Origin of the sequence: Nonomuraea sp. 10N515B (assembly GCF_052245915.1) — a bacterium.
GTDB lineage: Bacteria > Actinomycetota > Actinomycetes > Streptosporangiales > Streptosporangiaceae > Nonomuraea.
Genome location: NZ_JBQQBQ010000017.1, coordinates 173,176 through 186,485 on the forward strand (window position 1 = coordinate 173,176; position 13,310 = coordinate 186,485).

Below are 13,310 nucleotides of genomic sequence, written 5' to 3' on the forward strand. Positions count from 1 at the left end.
CTGCTTCTCACCGACATTTCTGGCGCGCACGGAGGCGAGGCGCTGTCGAAACTGATGTCCCGGGACATCGAACCTTGAGCTGTTGTCATCGAGGGCTAAGCGGTCAAGTGCGCCGTCTCATCGCGGGCATGGCTCAGATCTTCAATGCTGACGGCTGGTCACAGGCGGGCGGTCCACTCGTGGCCTGTAAGAACGTCAGCACCCCTGGCCGGGAAGACGCGGTTGATCAGGAAGTCGTGCACGTCCGGTTCCCCGTCGGCGCAGGCGTCGCTGAGCACGGTCACGTGGTAGTCGCGGTCGGAGGCGTCGTAGAGGGTAGCGGCGATCATCGCCCCGGTCGCGACACCGGTCAGCACGATCGAGTCGATGTGCTGGGCGCGCAGGAGCCGATCGAGGTCGGTCGCCGCGAAGGCGCTGGCGCGACGCTTGAGGACGACGGCCTCGCCCGGCAACGGCGCGATGCGCGGGTGCACGAGCGTCTCGGGGGATTCTTCGTGAAACAGCGTCCCCGCCCCGTGCAGGCCGCTGATCAACTTGTTTCCCGCTGCCACATCAAGGCCTGAGGCCCGGAGCCCGAAACGGATGAAGATCACCGGGATTCCGGAGGCTCTGGCCGCGGGGAGAACCTTTTCCACGACGGGGAGCACGCCGGCGGCGAAGGGGTAGTTGTCCACGATGCCCGCCTGCAGGTCGCCGACGATGAGCGCGGTGGTGGTCATACGGTTCCTTGTCTGTACGGCGCGCCATCGGCCATCCTCCACGGTCGTATCCTTGGCGCTGTTGTTGTCGATCTAGTAGGACGATAGTGGGACAGATTCGCGTAAGGGTCATCGGCCGCCACGCAGGCGGCTTGGGGCGCATGCCGCACTGTCCACCACAACCAGCCCCTGACCCGCTCAAACCACGATGGCACGAGCTCAAGGTCCGATGTCACAGGACAACTGACCGACAAACGCTGCTGCTACTCACCCGCAAAATCAACTTACGTTTCGACGAGGGCACGCATTACCGGGCGAAATGCGCAGCAACCCGGGTGCGCTGGTGGGGCGCCTGACCAACGATCGCCGTCTGCACGGACGTTAAAGTCCTGATCATGCCCACCACCGCTGTCATCTTCGACTTCTTCGGGACCCTCACCCCCAGGGCCTCGGCATAGTGGCGTTGAGGGATGCGATGTCCGGTTCGCGGGGTGACGAGCGCGAGCCCGTCCGGGTAAGCGAGCAGGCACGATCTTCGAGATCATGAGGGTCTCTACGCCAAATGATCAGAGAAGGCCGTGCCTGCCCCCTCATCATTGCCGATCAACCCTGTCCTGGACCAACTGGCCGAAGCGGCCTGCGACTCCATGCCCGTCGTAATCGCCGAGTACGCCAGCCTGCTGGATCACTTACGACAGGTTCCCGATCCACGCGATCGACGCGGGATCCGACACGCGCTGGCTTCGATACTGGCGGTGGCCGCGGCGGCGGTCCTGGCCGGAGCGCGATCCTTCACCGCGATCGGCGAATGGATCGCTGATGCTCCGATCCAGGTCCAGGCTGCATTGGAGGTCAGACACGACCCCATGATCGGAGCTCATCGGCCACCACACGAGGCGACGATCCGCCGGTTGCTGGAGATCGTCGACGCCGACATGTTCGATGCGATCCTCACCAGGTGGCTGACTGCCCGCCTGCGGATGCAAGCCGAGAGCGCCCCGTCATCCGGGCGCGGCCGGCAACGTCAGGCCATCGCGGTGGATGGCAAGGCGCTACGCGGTGCTCGCCTGTCCGACCACAGCACCGTACACCTGCTGGCCGCCTTCGATCACACCTCCGGCGTGGTGCTGGCCCAGACCGAGGTGGACGGCAAAACGAACGAGATCACCCGCTTCCGGCCCCTGCTAGCAGGCCTTGACCTGGACGGATGCGTCCTCACCGCCGACGCCCTGCACACCCAGCGCGAGCACGCCACCTTTCTCGTGGCCGAGAAGAACGCCCACTACATCCTGATCGTCAAGAAGAACCAGCCCACCCTGCACACCCAGCTCAAACGGCTGTTGTGGAAACAGGTTCCCATCGCAGACCGGCAGCGCGATCGCGGACACGGCCGCGAAGAACGCCGCACGCTGAAGGTGCTCACCGTCAAAGCCGGCCTGCTCTTCCCGCACGCGCTCCAAGCCATCCAGATCAAACGCCAGGTCAGGGACCTGAATCAGGGCAAGTGGCGGACCGTGACCGTCTACGCCATCACCAGCCTGCCCACCTGGCAGGCCGGCCCCACCGAGCTCGCCGCCTGGATCCGCGGCCACTGGAGCATCGAAAACCGGCTCCACTACGTCCGCGACGTCACCTACGGCGAAGACCACTCCCAAGCCCGCACCGGCAACGCACCTCGCAACATGGCCGCCCTGCGCAACCTCGCCATCGGCACCCTGCGTCTGACCGGAGCGACCAACCTCGCCCAAGCCATCCGACACCTCTCCCGTGACGCCACCCGCCCTCTGACCCTCCTCGGCCTCACGTGATCACGAGCCGTTCAACCGACTTTGCCGGGGCCCTGCCCTCACCCCCAGCACGCCGACGAACGTCTGGGACGACCACGCCGCACGAAGCGCGGCTCCCCTCGGCATCCCTGCCCACACGTGGCGAGCGGCTTTGGACAGTTCCTTTCCCGAACGCGCGATGGGAAGCCTGGGCGACCTGTCGGCGACCTTCCGCACGCTCGCACTCCGCAACGGAGTCGATCCGAGCGACGAAGCCCTCGCAGCCGCCTGCGCCGCAAGAATGGCGGCACAACAAGAGTTGTTCATTCTGCGCGACGACGCGGCCTCGACGATGACCGGACTACGCGCCCGGGGACTACGCGTCGGTGTGCTGAGCGACTGCACCGCGGAACTGGCCCAGGCCTGGACACAGCTGCCAGTGGCCGAGCTGGTCGATGCCCGCGTGCTCTCCTGTGAGGAGGGCCGCCGCAAACCCGACCCAGAACTCTTCCGCCTCATCGCGCACCGCCTCGATGCCGCCCCGCAGGACTGCCTCTACATCGGCGACGGCGGAGGAAACGAACTCACCGGCGCATCCAACTGCGGCATGCAGGCGTTCATGCTCCGCGCCGCAGACTGGGCCGACAACGACGCCCACACGCGCGAAGACGACTGGCCCGGCCCGTTCCTATCCACGCTGGCCGACGCGCTGACGCTCGTGGGACCGTCACCGGCAGTCGCCGACCCGGCCTGACACCCCGCTCGGCACGACGCCATACGGACCTCGGCGATCGGGGTCGGCCATCGGCTCGTTCGCATCACACCCCGAAGAGCTCTACCAGGGGCAAGAGAACCCGTTCCTCCGGGGTCTTCTCCGGCGGCAGGGGCGAACGGCATCGGTCCCAGCGACTTCATCGCCCGCCTCCGCGGCGGCACGGCTCCCCACGAGTTCGCTCCGCGAGCTCAAAGAGCAGGCCATCGTGGCCATCCTGACGCGAAACAACGCAGTCAGCGCATAGCGTCGGCCGGGTTCATGAGCAACGACCCCAGCCTGTGGATGCGAGTGCGGAAGGAGTTCACTGCGATCATCGACATATGACGATCGCTGCGATCTACGCCGACTTCGCCGCGCGCGAGGCGCACGGCGTGTCGCCCGCGTACGAGCGCCTGGCATCTGCGGTGACGCGGGATCGCGAGCTCCTGGCCTTGCTCGCCGTGCTTCCGCCGGCCAAGCGGCAGCCGAACCTGCTGTTCGGCGTAGTCCGGTTGCTCGGCGGGCCGGTCGAGGATCCAGCCGCGTTCCATGATTACACGGTGGCGAACTGGCCGGTGATCGAGGCGGAGATGCGCACACGGGCCACGCAAACGAACGAGGCCGGACGGTGTGCCGTCCTGCTGCCAGTGCTCACGGCGCTGCCACAGCCGCTCGCGCTGTTGGAGGTCGGCGCGTCCGCCGGGCTGTGCCTCTACCCCGACCGCTACGCCTACCGCTACGGCGATCACCTGGTCGGCTCCGGCGACCCGGTCCTTGCCTGCACGGCCACTAATATGGCGCCACCGACCGGCCTGCCCCAGGTGGTGTGGCGGGCCGGCCTGGACCTGAACCCGCTAGATGTGACCGACCCCGCGGATCTCGCATGGCTCGACGCCCTCATCTGGCCGGAACACACGCATCGCCGCGCCAGACTACGGGCGGCGGCGGCCGTCGTCGCAGCCGACCCGCCACTGCTCGTACGGGGCGACCTGGTAGACGACCTGCCGGCACTGGCTGCGCAGTCCCCACCCGACGCGACACTGGTGGTGTTCCACAGCTCGGTGCTGTACCACGTGCCGACGCCGCGACGGGTGGCGTTCGCCGAGGTGGTACGCGGGCTACCCGGACACTGGATCGCGAACGAGGCCCCGGACGTGCTGCCCTACCATACGCTCCCGATGCCGCCGGGCGAGGCGCTGTACAACGTGCTCGCGCTGGACGGGACGCCGCTCGCCTGGACCCGATCCCACGGGCAGGCGATCAGGTGGTTCGCGTAATGCGCTTGGGCGACCAACGCCGAGATCAACGATCTCGACTGTACTAAGCACGGTCCTTGGATCATTTTGTCGGACTTCTTAAAGAAGGCGGAGACGCAACGGATCGTCATCGTGCCGATGCTGCATGGGCGGCCGAAGTACAAGCCGTACGACCCCCACAAAGAGGCTCCCCCTCCGATGTGGCCGAGGAAGCAGCACGGCGACCACAAGCCGACCCGAGGGGGTCGTTAGAAGCGAACCGCTCAGACGCAGCCGACCCGCCACCGTGACACCGCCCTGACCAGCGGTGCGTGTGATCCGGTCGGCCTCGCTATGGTGGGCTCATGTCAGAAACGTCCCGCGCCGAGCAGCAGTCCGGTGGTACGGACGCCGCTGCCGCCGAGGCGCTACGCGCCGCCGAGCAGCGCCTGCAGGCGGCCCAGTTGACCTCTGACGTGGCGGAGCTGGACCGGTTGATCGACGACCGGCTGGTGTTCACCGGACCGGACGGCCGGCACTACACCAAGCAGGACGATCTGGAGATACACCGATCCGGCCGGCAGTCCATGACGCGGGTCGAGGAGGAGGACCTGAAGGTGCTCGTCGCCGGGGACACCGGCGTGACGTGGTTCCTCGGCACGCTGGAAGGTGTCATGAACGGCGAGCGGTTCCACGCCCAGGTGCGCTACACCCGTACCTGGGTGCGGAGTGGCGGAGAATGGCGCCTGATCGCAGGTCACGTCAGCCTGGCCGACGCCGGCACCGCCTGACTGGGTGACAGCCGCGCCGGTCCGTCGGTCCCCCTGTGTACGGGCGGAAGCGCTCGCGGGGTCCCGGCGCTCGCCCTTCCCGTCCTGGAGGGCCGCTGGGCTCAGCTGCCCGGGCCAGGGAGAAACCGGGGCTCAACGGTCCTGGCAGCGTCTTGATCCTGAGGTCAGCGCCTGTGTTTCCTGCCGTGACCGGAACGGCGGCCGCGCGCGCCCGGCCGAGGTCCCTCGATGAAGCGGAGCGTGTGGGAACGAGCACGCATCGGCTCGGCCACCAGCTTGCGTAGCTCCTCCATGCCGACCGTGGCGGGATGACCGGATTGCGTCACCACCTCGATGATCTGTGGCGCCTCCCTGCCCGCCATCTGGCCGAGCTGCGTCACGACCTCCTCAGGACCGGCCAGCTCCAGCAGGTTGAGCAGGCCTTCAGTCATGAGCAGGAGTTGCTCTGACGAGGACAGATCGCCGGGTCCCACGGCTCCGGCGTCGTGCAGCAGGGTGATGGCGATGGGGCCGAGCACGCGGTCTCCGCGCATGCCCGCGAGGAGCGACCGGCCGTCGGGATGGGCCCCCACGAGAGTGGTGAGCATGGCGGACGCGCGGGTGCGGAACGGGCAGGCCCGTATGGCGTCCAGCAACGGCTCGACGTCCCCGCCGTGTGCCGCGAGCCAGCCCTCCAGCTCCGTCGCGGCCTCCTCCGGCGGATAGTGCTCCGCGAGCACGCCGAGCAGCTCGCCCGGCGCGGCCTCCGCCAGCTCTCCCACGAGCGGTGCGTCCCGGCCCTCGGCGAGCATCCGCTCGCGCACGCCCCGCATGCCGAGCGGCGTCAGGCTCACGAGCAGGCCCGGCGCGGTGAGGATGGCACGCAGCCGGGTCCGCGCTTCGGGTGGCAAGGGCTGCTCTTCGTCGTCATCGCCCAGGTCGCTGAGGTAGAGCGCGTCGGCGACGCCGTGGCTCAGCTCGACGGCGCCGAGGCCGGCCAGCGCCTCCAGCGCCACGACGAGGTCCTGGTCGACCTTCCGCCGCCACAGGTCGTACGGCCGATCGTCCAGCTGTAGGTATTCGTGGCAGGCCAGCCAGACCGTCTCCTGGAGGCGGACCACGGGAACCCGGTCCGAGAGGCCGTACACGCTGTTCAGTACGTCCGCCATCACGTCGTCGAAGACCTCCGCCAGCAGCGACTGGACGTCCCATCCCGAGTCGGAGGCGCCGATCACCGGGCCGAGGTCGAAGAAGACCTCGAAGGCCCGCGACCACAACCGTTCCGGGTCACGCAGCAGGGGTGCGGCCTTGGCCACCCGCAGGAGGCGACCTTTGCTCACGCGGACCAGGCGGGCGGCCTTCGCCCATTCGACGAGGAGGTGCACTTTGGGCATGTGTGTGGCGCTGCGGACCTTGAGGTCCTGTTCACCGGTGCCGAGGAGCTCGGCCAGCACGCGGGCGTCGGCCACGCGGAGGTTTCCGGCGGTGGTCAGTGGCCGGCCCTCCGCTCCGGCCCAGTCGGCCAGCGCCGCCAGCCTCCGTACGGTCTCGCTTCGCGCCGCGGCGGCGGCGATCTCCGGCGCGGGCGGCAGGACGATGGGCGGCTGGGGGAACGCCCGCTCTTCGTCGGGCCCGATTCCGAAGAAACGTGCCTCCACCACCTTGTCGAGCACGTCCGCGTCGTACGCCACCCGCCCCGCGTCGACGTCACGCTGGAACTTCGTCAGGGCCTTGTGGTCGCTCGGGTCGACACCGTTGTCGATGGCCACCTGCGCCCAGAACCTCGCCAGCCCTTGGCGGTGCGGGTCCTCCAATGCCGCCGGATATTCCTTCACAGCCTCGGCCACGGCCTTCTCCAACGCGTCCGTCGTGGCGCCGCGTGGGTCGCGAATGCCGGTCGCGTCGAGATAACGCAGCAGCGTGATCAGGCTTTCCGGGGCGGCGTCGAGGTCCTCCCGGGGTGCGGCGACGTACCGGGGGATCCACTCCAGCAGGAACCGCCGCACCTGCGCGGCATCCCAGAAGGCCAGCCGCCCGTCTCTGCTGCGATGGCGAGAATCCAAGGCCGCCGTCAGCACCAAGCCGTCGGCGGCCAGTCCGCGGTCCCCGGCCCAGTCCAGGCAGCGGCGGATCAGCAGATCCTTGGCCGCCTCGAACTCCTCCTCCTGGTCCGGCTCGAAAATGGTCCGCATGATTCCTCATAGTGGTTCCGGCTGTCCCGGGGCTTGAAGCCGCGCGGGCCGATGACACTCCATGATGGACCATCGACCCGCTGTGCGCGCCCTGCCGGGAGAATGATCATCTGTGATCGTCGGCGACATGGCGGCCACCATCGCTCCGGGGACGTACACACTCGGCTACCTCATCTAATACACGATCTCCAACATGCTCACCCAAGCCGAGCAGGTCGCGTGCTTCCATAATGCTGCCCGCCACCTCACACCCGGCGTCCGGTTCGTGATCGAACTCTGGGTGACTGAGCTGCTTCGCCCGATTGTCCAAGATAAGTGTCGTGCCCGGCTCGCGCCGCTACGCCGATCCGGCCACCTACCCTGTACACGCCCGAGCAGTGGGCGCCGCGGCGGGCGGAGTTCTGCAATCTCCTCCGGGTGCAGGTCCGGCTGAGTGAGCCCGTGAGCTGGGCAATTGTGGGTTCGGCTGGTTGATCGCAAGGCTGGCTTTCACCGCACTCTTTGACAATAGGCAGGTAAATACCTGCATAATGGTCGGCGTGATGCTCGAAGCGACAACCGTCGATCTCGTCTTCAAAGCGCTGGCCGACCCCACTCGGCGCCTCCTGCTCGACCGACTGCGCGAGCACAACGGCCAGACGCTGCGCGAGCTGTGCGAACGCCTGAACATGGCGCGCCAGTCGGCGACACAGCATCTGGACATCCTTGAGCAGGCCGACCTCGTCACCGTCATACGGCGTGGTCGGGAACGGCTCCACTACCTCAACCCGGCACCGATCCACGAGATCCAAGAGCGCTGGATCTCAGAGTTCGACAGGCCCCGTCTGCAAGCGATCAGTGCCATCAAGAACCAAGCAGAGGAGTACGCCATGACCAACGAACCTACGTCCGTGCCGACCTACGTCTATGTCACCTACATCCGCGCAAGCGCGGAGCAGGTGTGGCAAGCCCTGACGAACACGGACTTGACGGCGCGCTACTGGGGACACGCCAACGTTTCGGACTGGCGGCCGGGCTCGACCTGGGAGCACCGGCGCGTCGACGGATCAGGCGTCGTCGATGTCGCCGGTCACGTGATCGAGGCCGAATCCCAGACACGCCTCGTCGTCACCTTCGACGATGCCCCTGGCACCGAACCGTCGAGAGAATCATCGGTCGTCACCTTCCTCATCGAACCGCACCATGACATCGTCCGTCTCACCGTGACCCACGAGAACCTGCCCAACCAGGCGATGCTCAACGGGATCGCGCACGGATGGCCGGCCGTGCTGGCGAACCTTAAGTCGCTACTTGAGACCGGTGAGGTCCTCCCGCAAGCGCCATGGGAGATGTATCGGGCGCACGCCTGAGAAGGCAGCCGCCCGCAGCCCTTGCCATATTCACGCCGTGCACGACCACAGAAAGAAGAAGGAAGTGCTGGACACCACCCCGCTCCGGAACGCTTACCGTGCCTTGCTGGACGCTGCGGCCACACTGGCCGACTCTGGTGACACCAGTCCCGCCCCGCCGGCCGGTGAGTGGAACGCCGACCAGATTCTGGCGCACGTCGCCATTGTCACTGCCACTACCATCGCCGCCGCCGCCTCCGTCGCCTCGGCAACGAACGCCACCTACGACAACCGCATAGCCCAGGACACCTGGACCATCGAACGCGTCATAGCGCGCGCGGGCGGCAACGCGGGCCTTCGGGAGCGCGTCCGCCTCCAAGGGGACGCCCTCTGCGCACTCGGCGGGCCAGCGCTGAGCGAGGCCGAACTCGGCACACCGGTGCCCACCCTCCTCCTATCCAACGGCACAGTCCTGGTCGATCAGCTCGTGCCGCTGAGGGACCTCATAACAGGCCTTGCAGACGTGGAGCTGCCCACCCATACCAAACAGCTCCTGGCCCTACTGCCGGACGGTGCCTAAGCCGAGGGGTGCTGCTCTTCCTCAAGGAGCCGGGCTGTCAGGCTATGAGGTGGTATCTGTCCTGGTGGTGGGTGTGATGGATGCGCTCGTGCTCACGCGCGAGGTGGAAGCGGAAGTACGCGTCGAGGTCGCCGTTGGCCTGCACGGCGCGGAGCTTGAGGCAGGCTGCAGGGCTGAGCGGTCGGCCGCCCCAGCGGATGCCTTTCTCGCTTCGGACGCGGGCGCGTTCGCGGCGTTGGGCGGCATCGGGGCGCCGTCCGGGCCCCTGACCTGGCTCCTGCGTGGACACCAGATGTCGGAACATCCCGCCAGGGCGCACCGACTCGTACCCGCCAGCGCACCCCGTCGATCAACCGCCGTCGAGGATAACCGGCGGGCGGCCCGGCCTCGCCCAGACGGCAGCAGCGGTTCGAGCACCGCTCACTGGGCGTAAACGTCGCTCACAGACCCACGTTGAAGACACGGCCTAGCCGATCTTGTCAAGGCTACGGCGGCAAGGACAGCGACGGTGGTCTGCGTCCTGATTTCTCCGATTCGACGCACAGTTCGGGGCGCCGGTCCGCGTGAACGTCGTTGAGCATGCTGATTGATTTGTCGCGCGCCTGCGCGAGGTCGACCGTCGCCGTGATGAGAGCCTCCTCACCGAGGCGCAGCTGCGTCACGGGGTAACCGTCCACGTCGACGATGACGCTGCCGCCGAGCCACTTCTGCCCGCGCTCGGTGCCCGCGCGGTCTGCGACCGCGACGAACATGCGGTTGATGGCGGCATTCGCCTGCACACGTACGATCTCCCCCGGCCGCTCGCCTTGCGGCCGCGGGTACAGCGGCCAGTTGACCGGCCCGCACAGTACTTCGGCTCCGGCGAGTGCGACGAGCCGCACCCACTCCGGGAACTCGAGGTCGTAGCAGATCATCATGCCGATACGCCCGTGCGGCGTGTCGATCACGGGCGGGCGGTCGGAGCCGGGCGTGAAACCGCAGCTCTTCTCGCCATTCCACAGGTGCGCCTTGCGGTATGTGGCGCGCAGACCGGTCTCGTCGATAAGCAGGGCAGTGTTGTACGCGTCCACGCCGTCGAGCTCGGCGAATCCGCTGACCACGACCAGCCCGTGCGCGGATGCGAGCGCCCTCAACTCACGGATCGTCGCGCCATCCAGCGGCTCGGCCGCGCTCCGCAGCTCGTCGAGGTCGTTAAACATGTAGCCGGAGTTCGCCAGCTCGGGCAGCACGACGATCTGCGCGCCGCGGGCGGCGGCCTCGAGCACGGCGGCGCGGATCCGCCGCCGCGTCTGATCCGCGGCGCCGAGTACCGGTTCGAGCTGGCAGCATGCGACGGTGACATGCCGGGGCGGTTGAGCGAGCGAGGCGCGGCTCACTGTAGTGATCCCTCCAACTCCACCTCGTTCGTCTCTCGCACCGCTGCTTCGGCGGTCATGTCGAGGTTCCGCGAGAACAGCAGGTACAGGCCGCCGGAAACGACGAGTCCGACTGCGAACGAGAAGTCGGCGCCGCCCATGCGCTCGGCGATGGGTCCCACGAAGAAGCTGATCGAGACGAACGGGATCACGACGAGAATTCCGATCACGTACGCGACGACACCGCGCCACTGCCAGCGGCCATACAGTCCGTTCGGCTTCAGGCTCTCGGCGACCGCGTACCTGTTCGAGGAGCCGGACACCGAGGTCGTGCACATCGAGGACGCCCCGCGCATCAACTTGGGTGGGCGTGGCCTCGTCGAGCGCATGCTTACGCCGCGCAGCCAATCGCGCGTGCAGGTGCTGCGCTCCTTCCTCGACGTCGGCGCCAGCGGAGGCGACGACCTCTACACGATCAACTGCGACGTGGAGGTGCTGCACGTGCTGGCAGGTGAGCTCGAAGTACTCTTCACGAATCGCACAGTCGTCATGGCCGCCGGCGACACTCTGACCTTCTCGGGTCGCGAACCACACAACTGGCGCAACACGGGTTCCACCTCAGCCGACATCATCTGGACCCTCGTTCCAGCGGCTTGGAGCGGCTCTAGCTGACAGGGCAGGCAGATATCCCCGGCACTTGGGTCATCTCCGGTCCCAGCGGCCACCGGTCCGCGTGCAGTAGCCGAACCTGCGCACGCTCAAGGCCGGCGACCACATCCGCTTCGTGTGCGGCCGCGACGACGCCCTCACCCGGGTCGAGCGAGTAGCCCGCTACACCAGCTTCGAGGAGATGCTCGATGTCGAGGGTGCCGTCAACGTCAACCTCGACAGCGCCGCGCGAAGCATCTACGGGCCCGAAATGGGGACCCATCTGCCTGCATCAGGATTGCCGCGATCTTACATACGTAGGGTGACACTTTGGGTACGCTGTGCTTGAACCGCGTGCGGCTCTTGTTCGAACTCCCAACCCCCACGGGCCAAGCTCAAGCAAGTCGCCGTATGTAGACCCAGTCACGGACGTTAATGTCTAGCTCAGGGCCACTCGAGGAGAGGGAAGCACCGAGGTGTACACAACCGTGCTCGCTGCAGCGCTCTCTGGCGCCTCGGTCGGCCAGCTGAGGCACTGGAGACGGCGGCCTCCCGTGTTCGCGCCCGAGTATCAAATGCCTCAAAAGGTCCTGTACTCCTACAGGGACGTAGTCGCACTCCGGTCCATCGCCTACCTGCGCGAGAAGGATGTGACCTCGTTGCAGAGCATCCGCAAGTCGATCAAAAACTTGCGAGCTCTGGGCAAGGTTGAACATCTGTCGGAGTACAAGCTGGTGCGCAGCGGGAACACCATTGTCCTCGTGGATGGCGATGAGGCCGTCGACCTGCTGCGCCAGCCGGGCAACGTCGTGCTCGCGGGCATGGTGGACGTCTTCGGAGAGTTCGATGGCCGTGTGGGGCGTGTCTTGCCCTTCCAGCGGCCGGTCCCAGGAGTGGTCGTCGATCCCGAGATCCGAAGCGGCTTCCCCGTGATCGAGGGCACCCGGGTCGGCTACGACCAGGTAGCGGGGCTCATGGCCGACGACGTCCCCGCCGAAGACATCGCCGGGTTCTTCCCGTCGGTCAACGCCGAGGCAGCCCGCGCCGCTAACCGGTTCGCGGACTACGTCAGTAAGTACGCTGTTCAAGGGCCGAGCGACCGAGCCGGTTAATGAAGATCCTTCTCGATGAGAACGTCCCTGAACCGCTATCCGAGCCACTGACCTGGCTCCTGCGTGGACACCAGATGTCGCACGTCAACAAGCAGTGGAAGAGCATCAAGGACCAGCAGCTCTTCGACAAGGCCAAGCGGTACGGGTTCGACATCGTCATCTCCAACGACAGTCAGCAACTCTACGACTCGGAGATCTGCAAGGCGATCCAGCGGTCCGGCAGGCATGTGGTGTTCATGGAGAGCAGCAACGGCGGTCTGAAGTCTCTCGCTGCGGCTGCGGGTGCGCTGATGCACTGCATCCGCAACATCGTCGCGGAATTAGAAAAGGCGGAGACGCAACGGATCGTCATCGTGCCGATGCTTCATGGGGAGCCGAAGTACAAGCCGTACGACCCTCGCAAGGAGGCGCCCTCCCCGATGTGGCCGAGGAAGCAGCACGGCGACCACAAGCCGAGTCGCGGAAGTCGTTAGCTGGTAGCTCCCGAGGGCGTTCTTCTTGCCGGCGCCACGCTGTGCCCTGACCTTCACCACCGGACAGCCATCCTCACGTCCGACCCGACCCCGCGCGGTCTCGGTCGCCCACGTTCGCCGTGCCACCTCCGCGCATCCCCCAGTTCGCGAGGCGGCACCGGCCCAGCATCGAGATTCAGCAGGGTGTCCAGGATGAACAGCGAGTCGCGCACGGTGCCCGGCACTATGACCGCGCCGATCCCGGCCACCTGGTCATTGATCGCGTTGAGCCAGGCCATCCGCGTCAGAGCTAATGAACCAGTCCCGGTCCGAAACACCTATCAGCCGCGGGTAGTTTGATCACCCGTTGGAAGAGGTTGGAGCAGGTGGCAGGACCACAGCAGGACCCCAAGCAGTCCC

At 66.9% G+C, this 13,310-nt stretch carries 14 protein-coding genes; 9 read left to right on the top strand and 5 right to left on the bottom strand.

The window, feature by feature from the left end:
* Positions 1-158: 158 nt before the first annotated feature.
* Positions 159-719, bottom strand: a complete 561-nt coding sequence (locus tag ACTWQA_RS26295) for a cysteine hydrolase (RefSeq protein ID WP_443161752.1) — start codon at positions 717-719, stop codon at positions 159-161.
* A 626-nt stretch (positions 720-1,345) separates the two neighbouring features.
* Here ACTWQA_RS26295 and ACTWQA_RS26300 point away from each other — a divergent pair.
* The 4 genes from ACTWQA_RS26300 (at position 1,346) to ACTWQA_RS26315 (ending at position 5,244) form a co-directional block, all read left to right on the top strand.
* Positions 1,346-2,506, top strand: a complete 1,161-nt coding sequence (locus ACTWQA_RS26300; protein ID WP_443161753.1) for an ISAs1 family transposase — start codon at positions 1,346-1,348, stop codon at positions 2,504-2,506.
* Between the two features lie 130 nt (positions 2,507-2,636).
* Positions 2,637-3,218 (top strand): HAD family hydrolase, encoded by a 582-nt coding sequence (locus tag ACTWQA_RS26305; RefSeq protein ID WP_443161754.1) that lies wholly within the window; start codon positions 2,637-2,639, stop codon positions 3,216-3,218.
* 341 nt (positions 3,219-3,559) lie between these two features.
* A complete protein-coding gene (locus ACTWQA_RS26310) occupies positions 3,560-4,495 on the top strand; it encodes a DUF2332 domain-containing protein (protein WP_443161755.1) in 936 nt (311 codons plus the stop codon).
* A gap of 323 nt (positions 4,496-4,818) precedes the next feature.
* Entirely contained in the window at positions 4,819-5,244 is a 426-nt protein-coding gene (locus ACTWQA_RS26315) for a nuclear transport factor 2 family protein (RefSeq protein ID WP_443161756.1), read from the top strand.
* 164 nt (positions 5,245-5,408) lie between these two features.
* Here ACTWQA_RS26315 and ACTWQA_RS26320 read toward each other — a convergent pair whose 3' ends face one another.
* A complete protein-coding gene (locus ACTWQA_RS26320; RefSeq protein WP_443161757.1) occupies positions 5,409-7,415 on the bottom strand; it encodes a hypothetical protein in 2,007 nt (668 codons plus the stop codon).
* 542 nt (positions 7,416-7,957) lie between these two features.
* Between ACTWQA_RS26320 and ACTWQA_RS26325 the strand changes: the two genes are divergently transcribed.
* Together ACTWQA_RS26325 and ACTWQA_RS26330 are read left to right on the top strand one after the other, a co-directional pair.
* Positions 7,958-8,764, top strand: coding sequence for an ArsR/SmtB family transcription factor (locus tag ACTWQA_RS26325; RefSeq protein ID WP_443161769.1), 807 nt, complete (start codon positions 7,958-7,960; stop codon positions 8,762-8,764).
* 37 nt (positions 8,765-8,801) lie between these two features.
* A complete protein-coding gene (locus tag ACTWQA_RS26330; RefSeq protein WP_443161758.1) occupies positions 8,802-9,323 on the top strand; it encodes a hypothetical protein in 522 nt (173 codons plus the stop codon).
* A 37-nt stretch (positions 9,324-9,360) separates the two neighbouring features.
* Here ACTWQA_RS26330 and ACTWQA_RS26335 read toward each other — a convergent pair whose 3' ends face one another.
* The 3 genes from ACTWQA_RS26335 to ACTWQA_RS26345 form a co-directional block, all read right to left on the bottom strand.
* Positions 9,361-9,627 carry a hypothetical protein gene (locus tag ACTWQA_RS26335; protein ID WP_443161772.1) on the bottom strand — a complete coding sequence of 89 codons (267 nt, stop codon included), beginning with the start codon at positions 9,625-9,627 and terminating at the stop codon, positions 9,361-9,363.
* A gap of 181 nt (positions 9,628-9,808) precedes the next feature.
* The gene (locus ACTWQA_RS26340) at positions 9,809-10,699 is read right to left on the bottom strand and encodes a nitrilase-related carbon-nitrogen hydrolase (protein WP_443161759.1); all 891 of its coding nucleotides are present in this window, start codon (positions 10,697-10,699) and stop codon (positions 9,809-9,811) included.
* Positions 10,696-11,016: a hypothetical protein gene (locus tag ACTWQA_RS26345; protein ID WP_443161760.1), complete on the bottom strand. Its 321-nt coding sequence runs from the start codon at positions 11,014-11,016 to the stop codon at positions 10,696-10,698. The genes ACTWQA_RS26340 and ACTWQA_RS26345 overlap by 4 nt, the downstream gene beginning before the upstream one ends.
* On the opposite strand from ACTWQA_RS26345, the gene ACTWQA_RS26350 reads away from it, so the two are divergent.
* The 3 genes from ACTWQA_RS26350 (at position 11,009) to ACTWQA_RS26360 (ending at position 12,911) form a co-directional block, all read left to right on the top strand.
* Positions 11,009-11,350, top strand: a complete 342-nt coding sequence (locus tag ACTWQA_RS26350) for a cupin domain-containing protein (RefSeq protein WP_443161761.1) — start codon at positions 11,009-11,011, stop codon at positions 11,348-11,350. The genes ACTWQA_RS26345 and ACTWQA_RS26350 overlap by 8 nt on opposite strands.
* A gap of 464 nt (positions 11,351-11,814) precedes the next feature.
* The gene (locus ACTWQA_RS26355) at positions 11,815-12,438 is read left to right on the top strand and encodes a DUF433 domain-containing protein (protein ID WP_305919713.1); all 624 of its coding nucleotides are present in this window, start codon (positions 11,815-11,817) and stop codon (positions 12,436-12,438) included.
* Entirely contained in the window at positions 12,438-12,911 is a 474-nt protein-coding gene (locus tag ACTWQA_RS26360) for a DUF5615 family PIN-like protein (RefSeq protein WP_443161762.1), read from the top strand. The genes ACTWQA_RS26355 and ACTWQA_RS26360 overlap by 1 nt, the downstream gene beginning before the upstream one ends.
* Positions 12,912-13,310: the final 399 nt, after the last annotated feature.

What these genes read in the sequence shown, in the direction of transcription:
- ACTWQA_RS26295 (WP_443161752.1), bottom strand. Translation starts at nt 719, where the DNA reads ATGACCACCACCGCGCTCATCGTCGGCGACCTGCAGGCGGGCATCGTG.
- ACTWQA_RS26300 (WP_443161753.1), top strand. Translation starts at nt 1,346, where the DNA reads ATGCCCGTCGTAATCGCCGAGTACGCCAGCCTGCTGGATCACTTACGA.
- ACTWQA_RS26310 (WP_443161755.1), top strand. Translation starts at nt 3,560, where the DNA reads ATGACGATCGCTGCGATCTACGCCGACTTCGCCGCGCGCGAGGCGCAC.
- ACTWQA_RS26315 (WP_443161756.1), top strand. Translation starts at nt 4,819, where the DNA reads ATGTCAGAAACGTCCCGCGCCGAGCAGCAGTCCGGTGGTACGGACGCC.
- ACTWQA_RS26320 (WP_443161757.1), bottom strand. Translation starts at nt 7,415, where the DNA reads ATGCGGACCATTTTCGAGCCGGACCAGGAGGAGGAGTTCGAGGCGGCC.
- ACTWQA_RS26325 (WP_443161769.1), top strand. Translation starts at nt 7,958, where the DNA reads ATGCTCGAAGCGACAACCGTCGATCTCGTCTTCAAAGCGCTGGCCGAC.
- ACTWQA_RS26335 (WP_443161772.1), bottom strand. Translation starts at nt 9,627, where the DNA reads ATGTTCCGACATCTGGTGTCCACGCAGGAGCCAGGTCAGGGGCCCGGA.
- ACTWQA_RS26345 (WP_443161760.1), bottom strand. Translation starts at nt 11,016, where the DNA reads ATGTGCACGACCTCGGTGTCCGGCTCCTCGAACAGGTACGCGGTCGCC.
- ACTWQA_RS26360 (WP_443161762.1), top strand. Translation starts at nt 12,438, where the DNA reads ATGAAGATCCTTCTCGATGAGAACGTCCCTGAACCGCTATCCGAGCCA.